Below are 16,173 nucleotides of genomic sequence, written 5' to 3'. Positions count from 1 at the left end.
GCACCACTGTCCGAGGCGACACGCAGGTGCGTCGCTCCCGCTGCTCGCCCCGCTCACTCCCGCGGGCCGTCCGCGGTCTTGGTGGGGCGCAGCAGTCGCGCAGCGGTGAACGGGGCCCACGCCCCGAGCGCGAACCGGCCGTTCTCCTGCCGGATCTCCAGGGCGCCCGCCCCACCGAAGTGCCCGGGGACCAGCAGCTCCCGTTCGTCGACCGCCCGCTGCAGGACCCGACGGCGGCTCGCGACCGCCTGCTCCGGTGCCACGCAGGCGCTGCTGTTGAAGCAGGGGCCGACGATCTGCAGCGGGCTGTGCAGCAGGTCGCCGACGAAGACCGCCCGGTCGCTGCCGGACGCCAGCCGCAGGACGGAGTGACCGGGGGTGTGGCCCGCGGAGACCGGGGCGCGCGACGAGACGGAGCTGCTCTGCGGCAAGTACTGGCTCGACTGCAGCCGCCTGCACCCGCTCATGGCGGAGCTGCCCGATGTCGTCCACCTGCCCAACCGGGTGGGCCGTCACCTCGAGCTCCGCGCGGCGATCGACCTGCTGTCCGGCGAGCTGGACCAGGTGCGGCCCGGTTCGTGCGTCGCGCTCCCGAACCTGCTCGACCTCCTGCTCGTCTACATGATCCGTTCCTGGATGGCCGAGGCCACTTGTGGATCCTGGCCCGGCGCACTGGGTGACCCGGTCACGGCCGCCGCGCTCCGGGCCGTCCACTCGGATCCGGCGGCCCCGTGGACGATCGACCGCCTGGCTGCTGCGGCGGGCGCCTCGCGCCCCACGCTGTCGCGCCGGTTCACCGCGTTGGTCGGCCGTCCGCCGATGTCCTACCTGACGTGGTGGCGCCTGATCCTCGCCGCCGGCCTCCTCCGGGATACCCCGGACACCCTGGCCAGCATCGCCGGCCGGGTCGGCTACGGCAGTCCGTACGCGCTCTCGCACGCCTTCGAGAGGGAGTTCGGCACCACACCCGGGCGGTACCGGGCGGAGGCAGCGCGGCGGTCCGGCTTCCCGACCTGACGGCGTCGCCGCCACCGCTGCCTGCTCAGTTGGTGCGCAGCACCACGAACTGGAACCGGCCCTCGACGAAGTAGGTGCGGCTGTAGGCGACCGCGCTCCCCCGCCGGCTGAAGTGCACCTGGTCCAGCAGGACGTACAGCCCTGGCACCGGTTTCTGCGGGCCCCACCCGATCGACTCGTCGCTGATCGCGTGCACCTCGGCGAGCGCGCGGGCCGGCATCAGGCCCGCCTCGTGCAGCGTGGCGAACAGGCTGCCGGTGCCGAGCTGGTCCACGAGCGCCGGCGAGAACCCGGCGACCGGGACCACGTCGTAGGAGAACGCCACCGCCTGCCCGTCGGCGAGGATCATCCGCTCGACGGCGAGCACCTCGGTGCCCACGTCGACGCCGAGCTTCGCGGCCTCCGTGGCGGTGGCCGGCCGCCGCTGCATCGCGTGCCGCTCCATCCCCGGTTCGTGGCCCATCTCGCGGATCGTGTCGCTGATCGAGCGCAGCTCCTGCAGTCCGGCGCGGATGCCGGCCCCGAAGTCGCTGACGAACGAGCCCGATCCGTGTCGCACGTCGACCAGGCCCTGGGCCTCCAGCGTGCGCAGCGCCGTGCGCACGGTGACCCGCGAGACCTCGTAGTGGCGCACCAGCTCGGCCTCGCTCGGCAGCCGCTCGCCCGGCGCGTACTCCCCGGACATGATCCGGGACCGCACGTCCTCGGCGAGTCGGCGGGCCAGCGAGGTGCGGGAACCGAGCGAGGTCGACACGGGCCCCAGAGACATGGCGAACAGGGTAACTGTTGACAGTCGTCCTACAACTCCATAGCGTCCGGTGTCGGCGAGTCGTAGGACGACTGACAGATCCTGGAGGTCTCGTGGCGGTCCGCGCGGTGGAGTGGCTCGACGGGGCGGTCCCGGCCGTCCGCCTGCTCGACCAGACCCGACTGCCCGACACCGAGGCTCACCTCGAGGCCGCCGACGTCGAGACCCTGATCGACGCGATCCGCCGCCTCGCCGTCCGCGGCGCCCCCGCGCTCGGCGCGGTCGGGGCCCTCGGCGTGGTCGTCGCGATGGCGCAGGGTGCCCGCGAGGGCTGGGACGACGCCCGGCTGCACGAGGAGATCGGCCGCCTCCGCGCGGCCCGGCCCACCGCGGTCAACCTCGCGTGGGCGGTGGACCGGATGCTTCCGCTCGTCCCGCAGGGGCACGCGGCCGTGCTGGCCGAGGCCCGGCGGGTAGTGGCCGAGGACGAGATCGCGAACCGGCGGCTGTCGCAGCTGGGCGCCGACTGGCTGCTCGAGCGCTGCCCCCGCCGGCCGCTGCGGGTGCTGACCCACTGCAACACCGGCTCCCTGGCCACGGTCGCCTGGGGCACGGCGCTCGGCGTCGTCCGCGAGCTGCATGCCCGCGGCCTTCTGGAGATCGTGCACGTCGACGAGACGCGCCCCCTGCTGCAGGGCTCCCGGCTCACCGCATGGGAGCTGCAGGCCGACGGCATCGACCACGTCGTGCAGGTCGACAGCGCCGCACCCGGCGCGATCCTGCGCGGCCTCGTGGACGCCGTGGTGATCGGGGCCGACCGGATCGCCGCCAACGGCGACACCGCCAACAAGGTCGGCTCCGTCGGCCTCGCGCTGGCCTGCGCCGACGCGGGCGTCCCGTTCGTCGTCGCCGCTCCGTGGTCCACCGTCGACCTCGCGACGCCCGACGGTGCCGGCATCGTCATCGAGGAGCGCGACGCGGCTGAGGTCGTCTCCTGGGGCGGGGTGGCGACGGCCCCCGCCGGGAGCCGCGCGTTCAACCCGGCGTTCGACGTGACGCCGGCCCGCCTGATCGACGCCGTCACCACCGAGCACGGCGTCGTGGAGCCCAAGATCCGCCCCGACATGCGGGCGGTCCACCAACCCGCGTAGAAGCCCGCCCTCCCCCGAAGGAGCTGTCCAGAAGATGTCGACGACGACACTTCCGCCGCGCGCCCGCCTGTCGGTCGCGCTGCTGGGCCCGGTCCTGCTGCTCGCCGGCTGCTCCCAGGACCTCGGTCCGGGCGGGCCGCAGGCCGCGGCGCCGGAGACCGCAACCGTGCAGGAGGCCACCGGCGCGCAGCCGGCCCCGTTCGCGGGCGACGAGCCGGTGCGGGTGGCCCTCGTGCAGAACAGCGGGGCGGGCGACTACTTCCAGCAGTGGACGAACGGGGCCCGCCAGCAGGCGGCCGCGCTCGGCATCGAGCTGCAGGTCTACGACGCCCAGGCCGACAACGCCCGCCAGGCCACCGACATGCAGACCGCGATCGGGTCCGGGGTGCAGGCGATCATCGTCGACCACGGCCAGTCGGACACGATGTGCCCGCTCATCAACGACGGGCTCGCGGCCCGCCTCCCGGTCGTGATCTACGACGTGGAGATCAGCGCCTGCGCCCCGGACGCGGTGGAGACCGCGCAGGACGACGCCAACCTGGCGTCGCTGATCCTCGGCAAGATGACCGAGGACCTCGGCCAGGGCAAGCCCGTCGGCTACGTCAACGTGCTCGGCATCGCCCCGCTGGACCGCCGGCACGCGGTCTGGGAGCAGGTCCGCCAGCAGAACGGCTGGGACCAGCGGTTCTTCGTCGGCGAGTTCACCAACTCCGTCGCCACCGACAACGCGCAGCTGGTGGACGCGGCGCTCAAGGCCAGCCCGGGCATCGCGGGCATCTTCGCGCCGTACGACGAGCTGACCAAGGGCACGGTCTCGGCGGTGCGCCAGAACGGGCGCGAGGGCGAGATCAAGGTCTACGGCGTCGACATCTCCACCGCCGACATCGAGGTCATGACGGCCGAGGGCAGCCCGTGGGTCGCCACGGCCACCACCGACCCGAACGCGATCGGCGCGGCCGTCGTGCGCGCCACGGCGCTGGAGCTCGCCGGGCAGCTGGGCACCAAGGAGGTCGTGTTCCCCGGCACGCTCGTCACGCAGGACTTCCTGCGCGAGAAGCAGGTCCGCAACCTCGCGCAGCTGCGCGAGCAGCTGCCGGAGCTGAACATGACCCAGGTGGCCACGGCCGACTGGATCCCGGTCGTCGAGTTCTGAGCGGCGTGGGATGAGCACGGTCGAGCTGCACGACGTGCGGCACGCGTTCGGCGGCAACCCGGTGCTGCGCGGGGTCAGCATCGGGTGGGACGCAGGCGAGGTGCTCGCGCTGATGGGCGCCAACGGCGCCGGCAAGTCCACGCTGATCAAGGTGCTGGCCGGGGTGCACCCGCTCCAGCACGGGACGATCAGCGTGGCCGGCACGCCGCTCGTGACCGCCGACGGGCCGCTCGCCGCGCGGCGCCTCGGGATCGAGACCGTGCACCAGCGCATCGACGAGGGCGTGGTGCCGGGGCTGTCGGTGGCGGAGAACCTGCTGTTCGAGCAGATCGCGCAGGGCGAGCTGCCGCCCATCGGGTCGCTGCGGCGCCTGCTGCCGGCGGCCCGGGAGGTCGCGGCCGGCCTCGGGCTCGACTGGAGCGACACGGTGCTGCGCCGCGACGTCCACGAGCTGGGCATCGCCGACCAGCAGCTCGTGCTGCTCGCCAGGGCGCTCTCGCGCCGGCCGCGGCTGCTCGTGCTCGACGAGCCGACCTCGGCGCTGTCGGCCGCGGAGGCCGACCGGCTCTTCGGTGTCATCGACGACATGCGCCGCGGCGGCGTCGCCGTGCTCTACGTGTCCCACCGCATCGGCGAGATCGACCGGCTCGCCGACCGGATCGCCGTGCTGCGGGACGGGAGCATCCGCTCCGAGCAGGAGCGCCCGTTCGACTGGCCGGCCGCCGTGCGCGACATGCTCGGCGAGCGCGGGGCCGCCGAACTCGCCGAGCCGAACGACCGCCGCGGCGACGAGGTGGTGCTCGAGCTGAGCGGGGTGCGGTTGTTCGACCGCAGCGCGCCGTTCGACCTCGCGGTGCGCGGCGGCGAGGTCACCGGCGTGGTCGGGCTGCTCGGGGCCGGCAAGAGCGAGCTCGCGCTCGGGATCTTCGGTGCGCAGCCGTTCCCGGAGGGCACGATGCTGCTGCGCGGACGGCCCTACGCCCCCGGCTCCCCCGCCGACGCCGTCACCCGCGAGGTCTTCCTGGTGCCCGAGGACCGCGCGGCGCAGGCGATGCTGCCCGGCTGGTCGATCGCCCGCACCGCCTCGCTGCCGTTCCTGCGCGTTCTCTCGCCGCGCGGCGTCGTGCAGCGCGGGCGGGAGCGCGCCGACGGCCGGGCCGTCGTCCAGCAGTTCGACGTGGTGGCGTCGTCGGCCGACCAGCGGGTGGACGCCCTGTCGGGCGGCAACCAGCAGAAGGTCGTTGTGGGGCGGTGGCTGCGCGGGCAGCCGCAGGTGATGGTGCTCGACGAGCCGTTCCGCGGCATCGACATCGGCGCCCGCCACGACCTGTCCCGGCGGGTGCGCGAGCTGGCCGCCGGGGGGTCCGCCGCGCTCGTGCTCGCCGCGGACGTCGACGAGGTGCTCGAGGTGGCCGACCGGGTGGTCGTCCTGGTCGACGGCGTGCCCCGGCTGGACGCCCGCACCGCCGAGGTGACCCGGGACCGGATCGTCGCGCAGATGGCGGCGCTCCACGAGGATGAGGTGGCCTGAGTGGTTCTGCCGAAGACCGAGACGGTGCGGGGAGCGACCGGGGCGGCAGCGCCGCCCGAGCCCCAGCCGGGCGTGCGCGAGCTCGCCGTCCGCTACGGCTTCATCGCCATCACGGTGGTGCTGTTCGTGTTCTTCGCCGCCACCGAGGAGAGCTTCCGGCAGCCGAGCACGCTGTTCTCGATGCTGAAGTTCGCCTCCGTGGTGGCCGTCGTCGGGCTCGGGGTGACGCTCACGATGGTGGTCGGCGGGCTCGACCTGTCCGTCGGCGCCGTCGCCGGCATGTCCGTCACGATCTCGGCGATGACGATGGTCATCTACGCGCAGGTGGGCGGCATCGCGATCGCGCTGGTGCTGCTCGCAGGCGCGCTGATCGGCGCGGTGAACGCACTGCTCATCGTCGTGCTGCGGATCCCCGACCTGCTCGCGACGCTGGCCTCGATGTTCGTCGTCATGGGCCTCAAGCTCGTGCCGGTGGACGGGCAGTCGGTGTCGTCCGGGATGGTGCTGCGCGACGGGAGTGTGGCGCCCGGCCGGTTCACCCCCGACTTCCTCGCGATCGACCGCGCGTTCGTCGGCCCGGTGCCGCTGCCGGTGCTCATCGTGGGCGTGCTGGCCGTCGCCACCTGGTTCTTCCTCACCCGCACCCGCTGGGGCCGGCTCATGTACGCGGTCGGCGCCAACCCGGAGGCGTCCCGGCTGGCCGGCGTCCGGGTGGGCCGCTACCGGGCGCTCGCCTACGTCCTGTCCGGCGTGTTCGCCGCGATCGGCGGGCTCATCCTGTCCTCGCGGATCGGCCAGGGCGACATCAGCGCCGGCAACTCGCTGCTGCTCGACGCCGTGGCCGTCGCCCTCGTCGGCACCTCGGTGCTCGGGCTCGGCCGGCCCAACGCGTGGGGCACGATCCTCGGCGCCGTGCTCGTGGGCATCCTCATCACCGGCCTGACGATCACCGGCTTCCCCTACTACGGCCAGGACATCGTCAAGGGGATCGTCCTGCTGCTCGCCCTGCTGTTCTCGTTCACGCTGTCGCGCCGCCGCTCCCGCTACGCGCCCGCCGCCGTCATCTGAGGTTCCACATGACCACCAGCATCGACGCTCCCTACGAGATCCTGACGCCCGACACCGCCGTCGCGTACGTGCGGACCCGCCCCGCGCTCGCCGGGCGCATCGACGCCGACGACGTCCGGTCGGTGCGCGAGATCGGCGACGGCAACCTCAACCTCGTGTTCGTGCTCACCGACGGCGCCGGCTGCGGCCTGGTGCTCAAGCAGGCGCTGCCCTACGTGCGGCTGGTCGGCCCGAGCTGGCGGCTCACCCCGGACCGGGCGCGCCACGAGGCCGAGGCGCTGCGCCTGCACGGGCAGCTCGCCCCCGGCCTCGTGCCCGAGCTCTACGACTACGACGCCGAGCGCTACGTCCTCGCGCTGGAGGACCTGTCCGACCACCGGGTCTGGCGCACCGCGCTCAACGACGGGCTGCGCCACGACGGCGCCGCCGAGGCGATGGGCCGCTACGTCGCCGCCGTCGCTCTCGGCACGTCGGTGCTCGGAATGGACGCGGGGGAACGCGCCGCCACTCTGGCCGCCGCCGTCAACCCGGAGCTGTGCCTGATCACCGAGGACCTGGTGTTCACCGAGCCCTACGTCGACGCGGGCCGCAACAGCGTCCTGCCGGCCAACGAGCCCGACGCCGCGGAGCTCGCCGCCGACCAGGACATGGTGGCGGCCATGGGCCGGGCGAAGTGGGCGTTCATGACCCGCGCCGAGGCGCTGGTGCACGGCGACCTGCACACCGGCTCGGTGATGGTGCGGGCCGCCGACGGGACCGGAGGTCCCGTCGACTCCGCGAAGGCGTTCGACTCCGAGTTCGCCTTCTACGGCCCCGTCGCGTTCGACCTGGGCGCGCTGTGGGCGAACTACGTGATCGCCGCCGCCCGCGCCACGGCACTGGGCGACGACGACCGCGCGACCTGGGCCCTCGGGCTGTGCACGCGCACCTGGGACGCGTTCGAGGCCGAGTTCCGCGCCCGGTGGGAGCACGGCCTCGCCGACCCGCGCATGTTCCGCGCCGACCTGCGCGAGCACCTGCTCGCCACCTGGCGCGGCGAGGCGTGGCTCTTCGGGGCGGCGAAGATGACCCGCCGCATCGTCGGGCTGGCCAAGACCACCGACGTCGAGACGCTGCCGCCGCCGCTGCGCGAGGGCGCCGCCCGCGGGGTGCTGCGCACGGCCCGCCGGTGGGTCCGCGAGTTCCCGGCCGACCCCGCGCCACGGCGCGCGGAGGAGATCGCGGGCGAGCTGCTGCGCGCCACCGCGACCCGCTGAGCCGGGCCCCGGCGGCGGTCCGCTGCTCGATCGCCGGCTCACTCGGCCGGTCGGGGCCGGAACGGCCGCTCCTCGTCCGGGCCCTTCTGAACGACCAGCGCACTGGACGACGGCACCTCGTGCCACAGGTCCGGCAGGGCGATGAGCGGCTCGGAGACGACCACCCGTGCCTCGTCGCCGAAGTGGGCGAGCCGCTCCTCGGCGGGGTAGAGCCTGCGGAGCGCCTCGATGTCCTCGCTGACGTACAGGGTGTTGACGACGGGGCCGCTCGCGTAACGGACGGCGTAGAGCCGCTCGCCGTCGGACAACCCGATCGTCATCTGCAGCGGCTCGGCCACCCCTCGGGCGGCGCCGAGCGCCTCGACGTGGCCCGCCATCCGCTCCAGTCCGCCGATCGGATCGTCCTCGAGGCCGAAGGTCAGGGCGAGGTGGAACATCAGCTCCGAGTCGGTGGAGCCCTTGATGTTGGTGAAGAGGCCGGGGTGGACCGCGTACAGGAGATCACGTCGCAGGCGCTGGTAGTCGGCGATGTATCCGTTGTGCACGAAGAGCCAACGCCCGTAGCGGAACGGGTGGCAGTTGGTCTGCTGCACCGGCGTTCCGGTGGCGGCCCGGACGTGCGCCAGGAACAGCGGTGACTCGATCGCCGCTGTCAGCTCGCGCAGGTTCTCGTCGCCCCATGCGGGCGTCGCGCTGCGGAAGAGCGTCGGGCGGTCACGCGGCCCGTACCAGCCCAAGCCGAACCCGTCTCCGTTCGTGGCGGACATGTGCGGCCCGGCCCGCCTACTCTGCTCGATGAGCGAGCGCTCCGGGTCGGAGATGAGCTCCTTGGGCAGGATCGGGCTCCCGAAGTAGCCGAGCCAGCGGCACATTCGTCACCTCGAGTTCCTGCGGCGTACGTCAACGACCCATGCGTCGCTCTCCGTCCGCCGCACGCCCGATCGTGCCGGAACCGCACCAGCTCGGCGAGCTCAGCTCCAGCGCAGCGCGCCTGTTGTCCGCGGGCACCGGCTGGGGCCTCGACAGTCGCGGCCCGGTCACCACGCATGTCCACGCCGTCCCGGAATGGCGACGTCTGCCTTGCACGACTCAGCGGGCGCGACGCCCCAGTGCGAGCGAGGTTCCGAGCACGGCCAGGCAGATCGACGCCGAGAGGAGGTTGACCTCGACACCCATGACCTTGTTCGCCGGCGATTCGCTGAACTCTTCGTCGCTCAAAGCGGTGCCCGGGAAGGCGGCGGCGCCGAACATGCCGACGTACGGCACGGACAAGATCGCGGTGGCGATCACCCGATTGCGGTCCGGATCGCCGTTCGGTGAGCTCAGCAGTCGCAGGCCGACACCACCGAGTACTGCGCTCATCACGATGTACTGGGCGTTGTGGAACTTGGCGTGCGCGGGCCAGTGGGGATTGCGCATGTGCTGCCGGGCCGTCTCCGGCAGGACGGCGTCCACGAACAGCGCCCCGACGGTCGTCCCCGCTGCGACCAGGCCGACCAGCAGGCGTGACGCCTTCTTCCTCGCACTCATGGGAGAACCTCTATTCCGATCATGGCCCCGGCGGGGCCCGGACGATGGAGAAGAGAATGGCAATGGCGCCATTCTGCACGTAAGAGTTCGGGGCGAGCGTCGCGATCGAAGCGCTTGCGATTTCCCCGACTAACCGACCGAACGACTTGCCGGCACGAGGGCCTGGAGGAGATCCATCGCGGCGTCGGTGAGTTTCCTCAGGTCGGCGCTGTCGTCCCGCTCAACCCATTGAGCATATGCGGTGGCGAACACCTGGATACCCACGCGCGTTGCGAGTCGGGCCGCATTCTCCTCGACTCCGCGTCGCCGCAGGGCTTCGATGAACTCGACGGCGATGTCGTTCTGCTTGATCAGTTCGCGTTCCAACAGTCCCGGACTGGCCGCGATCACGGCGTGGCGCCGGCGCTGGAGCTCGATGCCGGGGACGCTCCAGTCGAACTCCGCCAGGATGGTGGTGACCACCTGGAGCGGCTCCGTGACGTCGGGAGCATCGAGGATCGCCTGCACGAGCGCCGCGCGTATGCGATCCGATTCGGCGAACAACACCTCGCTCTTGTCCGGGAAGTACCGGAAGAAGGTGCGGGTCGTGACACGCGCGCGGTCGGCGATCTCGACGACGCTCGTGTTCTCGAATCCTCGTTCCTCGAACAGCTCCAGGGCCGCCTTCGTCAGTCGGTCCGCGCTGCCCTGTTCCCAGCGGGGCATGGCCTCCACCCTCAGCGGTGCCTCTCACCGCGTCGTGCCGTGATGATTCATGACCGATCGTCCACGTCGACCTCACTCACAGCTGTTGTCGCGGCGTGACATCAACCGTAGCACGTGATGTCACTCCGCGACATCGCCGACCGCCATGCGATGGCGTTGACCAGTGCGAGTGCTGTCGCACTTCCGCGGCGGATCGAGCCACCCTTCGCCCCCGGAAGGGGGGATCAGCACGCCGTGGCTGCCGTCGAGCCAGGGGGATAGGAACGACGTCATGACCGCCTCGAACGACGCGCCGCCGATGCCCGAGCGGGTCGTCGACCCTGCCGCGGCCCGGACGCGCCACGGCGACCGGGTCGACTTCCTGCTGCGAATGTTGCGGGTGGGCGACCCGCTCGCCGACGCCGTCATCGCCGAGTTCGACGAGCTCGGCCGCCCCGCCCGCACGGCGCTCCAGCGGGGTCTCACCGAGGGCCGGGCGAGCGTGCCGGACGCTCCACCGGCCGTCGACGCGCTGCTCGCCCACGTCGAGACAGTGCCCGGCTGGGTCTCGACGGAGCTGCTGGAGCAGGGCGACCGGACCTCGCTCGCAGTGCCTGCGCACTGGAGCCGCCTTGCGTTCGCCGGCGGCTCGCTGACCCACACCTACAGCTCCCCCTCCATGGCGAGACTGCTGGTGGGCACGGGTCGACTGACCTCCACGACACCGCGCCGGCTCGCCGAGACCGGGCTGTGGAACGCGGCCGCGGTGCTGCCCGGCGGTCTGCGCCACGGTGCCCCCGGCTACGTGCAGACCGTGCAGGTCCGGCTGCTGCACGCGCGCGTCCGGGCGTCGGCCACGGCGCACGGGTGGGACACCGACCGGTGGGGAGTGCCGATCAACCAGGCCGATGTCGCCCGCACCTGGCTCGACTTCACCCTGGTGCCGTTCCTGCTGCTGGAGAGCATCGGCTACCAGCTCACCGACCAGGAGCAGTCACGCCTCTACCACTACTGGTGGTACGTGGGCCACCTGCTGGGCCTCGACGAGCAGTTCTTCCTCGGCATCGAGGACCACGAGCAGGCCGGGAAGCTGCTGGACCTGCTCGACTCGACCTCCGCCGGACCGGACGAGAACAGCAGGGCACTGGTCGAGGCCCTGTTCGACGTGTCGGTCCCGCACCTCGTCGCCGCGCCGGGCTCCTCGATGAACGCGGCGGGCTGGCGTGACCTGCTCCACGCGGTCGTCCGTGACCACCACGGCGAGGACATCGCCGCCGCGCTCGGCATCCCGGAGACACCCCTGACGTCGATCCTGCCGCTGATCGCGGCAGGCGAGGCGAAGGCACGTCGCTACCAGCTGCAGGTCCCCGGAGCGTTGCAGCAGGCCGAGGAGGACGGCGTCGCCGCCCGCCGCGGCCTCGTCGCCGCACTCACCGGCAACACCGCCTACCAGGACCACGCCGCGGCCTCCTGAACCACGCGAATCGTTCTCAAGTCCTTGAGGCTCATCAAGAAGCGGTAGTATCAGCGCCCGTGCTGCACGACGCGTCCACGCCGCCCGACGACATCGACGTGCTCGGCCGTGTCGGGTCGCTCCTGCGCCGGGCCGACCTCGCACTGCTGGCGACCAAGGAGCCACCGCTGCGCCGGCTCGGCGTGTCCGGCTCGCTCTACTCGGTGCTGATGAACATCCAGGTCGCGCCCGGGCTCACCGGCGCGGAGCTCGCCCGCGTCGTGGGCGTGACGCCCCAGGCGATCGCGCCGCTCGTCGCGAAGCTCGTCGACCGGGGCTGGATCGAGCGGCGCCCCCACCCCCGGCACGCCAACGTCCAGGAGCTGCACCTCACCGACAGCGGGCGCCGCGAGGCCGCCGCGGCCGACCGGGTCCTCGCTCACCTCGAGGACCACCTCCGCCGCTCGCTCGGCGACGAGGACCACCGCCGCCTGCGAGAGCTGCTCGGGCGGGTGATCGAGCTCCTGCCCGCCTGGACGCCGCCGGTGGGGCAGGAACAGGACGGTCGGTAGGGCCCGCCGGTCACCACCGCGGTCGATCAGCCGAGCAGTGCTTCCGGCGTGATGGGCAGCTCGCGGACGCGGCGACCCGTGGCGTGGAAGACGGCGTTGGCGATCGCCGGAGCGACCCCGACGATCACGATCTCCCCGAGGCCCTTCACCCCGATCGGGTCGGCCTCGCGGTCCTCCCCGTCGACGTAGATCGCGCGCACGTCGGGGACGTCGGCGTTCACCGGGACCAGGTAGCCGGCGAAGTCGGCGTTGACGATCCGACCGTCGCGGTGGTCGGTGACGGTGTGCTCCAGCAGCGCCTGCCCGATGCCACCGATCATGCCGCCGTGGGCCTGGCTGTCGGCGAGCGTCGGGTTGATGATCCGTCCGGCGTCGAACACGCCGAGCATCCGCCGCACCCGCACCAGCCCCAGCCGGGCGTCGACGGCGACCTCGGCGAAGATCGCGCTGTAGGAGTACATCGAGAACCCGCTCTCCTCGGGCGGCTCGTAGGAGCCGATCACCTCGAGGTGCGCGCGGTTGTTGCGGCCCATCAGCTGCTGGTAGGTCTCGCCGCGGCCGGGGTGGGTCCCCACGCTCATCCGCCCGTCCCGGACCACGACGGTGCCAGGGGCCGCGCCGTGCAGCGGCGAGCCCGGATCGGTGACCGCGAGGTCGACGGCCTGGACGCGCAGCAGGTCGCACGCGTTCTGCACGGCAGAGCCGACGCTGAGCATGGTCCACGCCAGCGCCTGGACCGGGGCCGGCGGTAGCAGCGAGTCGCCCAGGTCGAAGCGCACAGCCTCGACGGCGATGCCCAGGGCGTCCGCGGCGACCTGCGACATCGACGTGGCGGTGCCCGGTCCGATGTCGCTCGTGGCGGACTGGACCACGGCGCGCCCGTCCGCGTCGAGCCGGGCGTACGCCTGGGCGTTCATCCGCTCGGTCGCGTAGGCGCCCGCGGCGAACCCCGTACCGATCAACCAGTCGCCGTCGCGGGTGGCCGCCGGTGCCGGGTTGCGCCGGTCCCAGCCGAACTCCCGCGCACCGATCGCGTAGCAGTCGCGCAGCCGGCGCGTCGAGAAGGGCGACCCGGTGGCCGGGTCGGACTCCGGTTCGTTGCGCAGCCGCAGCTCGATCGGGTCGATGCCGAGCTCGTGGGCGAGCTCGTCCATCGAGCACTCGAGCGCGTACGCGGCGGTCGACCAGCCGGGACCGCGCATCCAGGTCGGCGTGTTCACGTCGAGCGGCACCAGCGACACGGTCTGGCCGACGTGGGGGGTGGCGTAGAGCATCCTCCCGAGCGACATGTCGTCGGCGTGCGTCTCGTAGCGGGAGGTCTCCCCCCGGACGTCGTGGGCCATCGCGGTCACCCGCCCGCTCCGGTCGCTGCCCAGGCGCACCCCGTACTCGTACGCGGGCCGGTACCCGACACCGGAGTAGAGCTGCTTGCGGGTCATCACCAGCTTCACCGGCCGCCGGACCTCGCGGGCCGCGAGCGCAGCGATCACGGAGTGGACCCACGTGCGCCCGCCGTTGCCGAACGCCCCGCCGACGACCGTGGACAGGCAGCGCACCGACTCCTGCGGGATGCCGAACACCGCGGCGAGCTCGTTGCGCGGGTCGGCCACCCATTGCGTCTTCTCCCAGACGGTGAGGCGGTCACCGTCCCAGCGCGCGATGACCGCGTGCGGCTCCATCGCGTTGTGGTGGTTCCGGCCCAGGTGGTAGGTCATCTCCAGCCGAACCTCCGCCGAGCCCAGCGCCGCCTCGACGTCGCCGCGGGCGTAGGTCTCGGGCTCGGCGGCGGGTGCGTCGGCGGCCAGGTCCGTCGCCACGCGCTCGGCGTCGTAGCGGACGTCGACCAGGCGTGCCGCGTGCCGTGCCTCCTCCAGCGTGGTCGCGACGACCACCGCGACCGGCTGGCCGAAGAACCGCACCCGGTCGTCCTGGAAGGCGCGCAGCCGCTCACCGGGTGGGTTGATCGAGTCCGGGAACGGGTTGTCGCGGTAGGGCAGCCGCGGCGCGTTGCCGTGGTGGAACACGGCCAGCACGCCAGGCAGGCCCTCGGCGGCCCGGGTGTCGACACCGGTGATCCGGCCGCGGCCGATCGTGGAGTCGACGAGCACGGCGTGCACGGCCCCCTCGATCCCGTCGGCGCGGCCGTGGTCGGCCGGGTAGCGCGCCGCGCCGGTGACCTTGAGCCTGCCGTCGACCCGGGGCACGGGGGCGCCGACGGCGTTCTGCGGCTGTATCGACGGCGACTGCATCGACTGCGACCGGTTCACGACCCACCTCCCACGATGCGCAGCTGACGTTCGACGGTGCGGCGGAGCAGGTCGACCTTGAAACCGTTGTGCGCCAGCGGCCGCGCCCCCTCGGCGGCCCGTTCGGCCGCCGCGGCCCAAAGCCCGTCGGCGGGCCGCCGGCCGACGAGGTGCTGCTCCACCGCGCGCAGCCGCCAGGGCACCGTGCCCACCCCGCCGGCGGCGACCCCGGCGGCCCGGATCACCCCGCCCTGCACGTGCAGGGCGACGGCGGCCGACGTCAGCGCGAACTCGTAGCTCTGCCGGTCGCGCACCTTGAGGTAGCCGGACGCGAGCGGACGCGGGTGCGGCGGCACCTCGACGGCGACGATCAGCTCGCCGGGCCGCAGGTCCTGCTCCCGGTCGGGGGTGGCGCCCGGGAGCAGGTGGAAGTCGGCGAAGGGCACCGTGCGGTCACCATCGGGGCCGCGCGTGTGGACGCGCGCGTCCAGCGCCGCGAGCGCCACCGCGAGGTCGGAGGGATGGGTGGCGACGCACGCGTCCGACGTGCCGAGAATCGCGTGGGCGCGGTTGTAGCCCTCCTGCGCGGCGCAGCCGGAGCCGGGCGCGCGCTTGTTGCACGCCGCCGACACGTCCCGGAAGTAGGAGCAGCGGGTTCGCTGCATGATGTTGCCGCCGATCGTGGCCATGTTGCGCAGCTGCGGCGACGCGCTCAGCTCCAGCGCCTGGGCGACGACCGGGTACGCGTCCCGGACCGCCGGGTCGGCCGCGACGTCCGCCATCCGGGCGAGCGCGCCGAGGCGCAGGCCACCCCCCGGGATGGACGTGATCCCGGTCAACGGGAGCGCGGAGATGTCCACGAGCGTGTCGGGGCGCTCGACGGTCTCGCGCATCAGGTCGACGAGCGTCGTGCCGCCTGCGATGTACCGGCCGCCGCTCCTGCCGGCCCGGACGGCCGCGTCGACGTCGGGGACGGTGGTGTACGAGAAGGGGAACACGTCACTCCTCCCCCGCCGCCTGCTCGACCGCCCTGACGATCTTCAGGTAGCAGCCGCACCGGCAGAGGTTGCCGCTCATCCACTCCCGGATCTCCTCCGCCGAACCGGCGTGGCCCTCCCGGATGCAGCTGACCCCGGACATGATCTGCCCCGGCGTGCAGTACCCGCACTGGAGCGCGTCCTGCTCGACGAAGGCCGCCTGCAGGGGGTGCAGCCGGCCGTCGCCGGGCGCGAGCCCCTCGATCGTGACGACGTCCGCGCCCTCCAACCGCACCGCGAGCATGAGGCACGACAGGACCCGGCGACCGTTGACGTGCACGGTGCACGCGCCGCAGGCGCCTGCGTCACAACCCTTCTTCGTGCCGGGCAGCTCCAGGTTCTCGCGCAGCAGGTCCAGCAGCGACGTCCGGCTGTCGACCTCCACGACGACGGGCTGTCCGTTCACCGTCAGGGCGACGCCGGTGACGGTCTCCTCCCCCGGGTCCGTCGCGTCGACCACGGCGAGGCCGACCGCCACTCCGCCGGCCGCCACCCCCGTGACCGCGAGGAACGTGCGCCGGGACACGTGCCACGGCGGGACATCGGGCGGCGGGCCGCCGGAGACGGGCTGCAGGGAGGACATGATCCCTCTCGGGTCGAGTCAGAAGCGGGTCGAGAGCTTGACTCGAGTGAGGGTAATCAAGAACTTGATGCTCATCAAGTAGTGAACACTCCCCGGCAGGTCCTGCCCGTCGAAATCCTGGACCGATGCGAGGTGGGGATTGGA

16 protein-coding genes are annotated in these 16,173 nt (G+C 72.8%); 8 read left to right on the top strand and 8 right to left on the bottom strand.

Annotated features, from left to right (window positions below; all coding sequences use genetic code 11):
* Positions 1–53: 53 nt before the first annotated feature.
* Positions 54–431, bottom strand: coding sequence for an MBL fold metallo-hydrolase (locus tag FB388_RS05460; RefSeq protein WP_211361777.1), 378 nt, complete (start codon positions 429–431; stop codon positions 54–56).
* Between FB388_RS05460 and FB388_RS05455 the strand changes: the two genes are divergently transcribed.
* Positions 379–1,017, top strand: coding sequence for an AraC family transcriptional regulator (locus tag FB388_RS05455; protein WP_246121641.1), 639 nt, complete (start codon positions 379–381; stop codon positions 1,015–1,017). The genes FB388_RS05460 and FB388_RS05455 overlap by 53 nt on opposite strands.
* A gap of 25 nt (positions 1,018–1,042) precedes the next feature.
* Here FB388_RS05455 and FB388_RS05450 read toward each other — a convergent pair whose 3' ends face one another.
* Positions 1,043–1,786, bottom strand: coding sequence for a GntR family transcriptional regulator (locus tag FB388_RS05450; protein WP_142097752.1), 744 nt, complete (start codon positions 1,784–1,786; stop codon positions 1,043–1,045).
* A gap of 92 nt (positions 1,787–1,878) precedes the next feature.
* Between FB388_RS05450 and mtnA the strand changes: the two genes are divergently transcribed.
* Genes mtnA through mtnK form a run of 5 tightly spaced genes read left to right on the top strand, consistent with a single transcriptional unit; the run spans position 1,879 to position 7,924 of the window.
* Positions 1,879–2,916 carry an S-methyl-5-thioribose-1-phosphate isomerase gene (mtnA, locus tag FB388_RS05445; RefSeq protein WP_142097749.1) on the top strand — a complete coding sequence of 346 codons (1,038 nt, stop codon included), beginning with the start codon at positions 1,879–1,881 and terminating at the stop codon, positions 2,914–2,916.
* Between the two features lie 34 nt (positions 2,917–2,950).
* Positions 2,951–4,069 (top strand): substrate-binding domain-containing protein, encoded by a 1,119-nt coding sequence (locus FB388_RS05440; RefSeq protein ID WP_142097746.1) that lies wholly within the window; start codon positions 2,951–2,953, stop codon positions 4,067–4,069.
* A gap of 10 nt (positions 4,070–4,079) precedes the next feature.
* Positions 4,080–5,600, top strand: a complete 1,521-nt coding sequence (locus FB388_RS05435; RefSeq protein WP_142097742.1) for a sugar ABC transporter ATP-binding protein — start codon at positions 4,080–4,082, stop codon at positions 5,598–5,600.
* Positions 5,601–6,668, top strand: coding sequence for an ABC transporter permease (locus tag FB388_RS05430; RefSeq protein ID WP_142097739.1), 1,068 nt, complete (start codon positions 5,601–5,603; stop codon positions 6,666–6,668).
* A gap of 8 nt (positions 6,669–6,676) precedes the next feature.
* Positions 6,677–7,924 carry an S-methyl-5-thioribose kinase gene (mtnK, locus tag FB388_RS05425; protein ID WP_142097737.1) on the top strand — a complete coding sequence of 416 codons (1,248 nt, stop codon included), beginning with the start codon at positions 6,677–6,679 and terminating at the stop codon, positions 7,922–7,924.
* A 38-nt stretch (positions 7,925–7,962) separates the two neighbouring features.
* Here mtnK and FB388_RS05420 read toward each other — a convergent pair whose 3' ends face one another.
* From FB388_RS05420 to FB388_RS05410, 3 genes are all read right to left on the bottom strand, one after another.
* A complete protein-coding gene (locus tag FB388_RS05420; protein ID WP_142097734.1) occupies positions 7,963–8,796 on the bottom strand; it encodes a class II glutamine amidotransferase in 834 nt (277 codons plus the stop codon).
* A 217-nt stretch (positions 8,797–9,013) separates the two neighbouring features.
* On the bottom strand, positions 9,014–9,454 hold the full coding sequence (locus FB388_RS05415) for a DUF6640 family protein (protein ID WP_142097731.1): 441 nt from the start codon (positions 9,452–9,454) through the stop codon (positions 9,014–9,016).
* Positions 9,455–9,583: 129 nt separating this feature from the next.
* The gene (locus FB388_RS05410; RefSeq protein ID WP_142097728.1) at positions 9,584–10,159 is read right to left on the bottom strand and encodes a TetR family transcriptional regulator; all 576 of its coding nucleotides are present in this window, start codon (positions 10,157–10,159) and stop codon (positions 9,584–9,586) included.
* 271 nt (positions 10,160–10,430) lie between these two features.
* On the opposite strand from FB388_RS05410, the gene FB388_RS05405 reads away from it, so the two are divergent.
* Both FB388_RS05405 and FB388_RS05400 read left to right on the top strand, forming a co-directional pair.
* Positions 10,431–11,612, top strand: coding sequence for an oxygenase MpaB family protein (locus FB388_RS05405; protein ID WP_142097725.1), 1,182 nt, complete (start codon positions 10,431–10,433; stop codon positions 11,610–11,612).
* A 59-nt stretch (positions 11,613–11,671) separates the two neighbouring features.
* Complete coding sequence (locus tag FB388_RS05400) at positions 11,672–12,163, top strand: MarR family winged helix-turn-helix transcriptional regulator (protein ID WP_246121639.1); 492 nt, start codon at positions 11,672–11,674, stop codon at positions 12,161–12,163.
* A 26-nt stretch (positions 12,164–12,189) separates the two neighbouring features.
* On the opposite strand, the gene FB388_RS05395 is transcribed toward FB388_RS05400, so the two are convergent.
* From FB388_RS05395 to FB388_RS05385, 3 genes are read right to left on the bottom strand one after another with little or no spacing between them, the layout of a single operon-like run.
* Positions 12,190–14,430: a xanthine dehydrogenase family protein molybdopterin-binding subunit gene (locus tag FB388_RS05395; protein ID WP_246121637.1), complete on the bottom strand. Its 2,241-nt coding sequence runs from the start codon at positions 14,428–14,430 to the stop codon at positions 12,190–12,192.
* The gene (locus FB388_RS05390) at positions 14,427–15,407 is read right to left on the bottom strand and encodes an FAD binding domain-containing protein (protein WP_142097722.1); all 981 of its coding nucleotides are present in this window, start codon (positions 15,405–15,407) and stop codon (positions 14,427–14,429) included. The genes FB388_RS05395 and FB388_RS05390 overlap by 4 nt, the downstream gene beginning before the upstream one ends.
* A 1-nt stretch (position 15,408) precedes the next feature.
* Positions 15,409–15,906: a (2Fe-2S)-binding protein gene (locus FB388_RS05385; RefSeq protein WP_425468554.1), complete on the bottom strand. Its 498-nt coding sequence runs from the start codon at positions 15,904–15,906 to the stop codon at positions 15,409–15,411.
* Between the last annotated feature and the right edge of the window lie 267 nt (positions 15,907–16,173).

The sequence above is a fragment of the Pseudonocardia cypriaca genome, assembly GCF_006717045.1.
Taxonomy (GTDB): Bacteria; Actinomycetota; Actinomycetes; order Mycobacteriales; family Pseudonocardiaceae; genus Pseudonocardia; species Pseudonocardia cypriaca.
Note: the sequence above shows the minus strand (reverse complement) of the source record. Positions and strands in the feature narration are given on the sequence as shown.